This window comes from Alkalihalophilus lindianensis, from assembly GCF_032843265.1.
Taxonomy (GTDB): Bacteria; Bacillota; Bacilli; order Bacillales; family Bacillaceae_D; genus Alkalihalophilus; species Alkalihalophilus lindianensis.
The window spans coordinates 1-265 of sequence record NZ_JAWJBA010000454.1; the positions used below are offsets into that span (position 1 = coordinate 1).

General features: G+C 64.2%; 1 pseudogene. It reads right to left on the reverse strand.

Features of this window, described 5'->3' with window-relative positions:
- Positions 1-265 (reverse strand): annotated as a pseudogene (locus RYX56_RS23005) (cell division protein FtsZ); the annotation flags it as partial.

A 265-nucleotide genomic window follows, 5' to 3' on the forward strand; every position in this document is an offset into this window, starting at 1 on the left:
TCCCCATCTCGGACATGACCGTGCGCACGTCCGCGAAGTCGACGTTCACCAGGCCGGGGCACTTGATCACTTCGGCGATACCCGCGACCGCGCCGTGCAGCTCGCCGTTGGCAGCCTTGAAGGCGTCGAGCATCGAGATGTCCTCGCCCAGCACGGCCATCAGCTTGTCGTTCGGGATCACGATGAGCGAGTCGACGTGGCGCGACAGTTCCTCGAGCCCGTTCTGCGCGATCTTGAGGCGCTTGCCTTCGAAAGCGAACGGCTT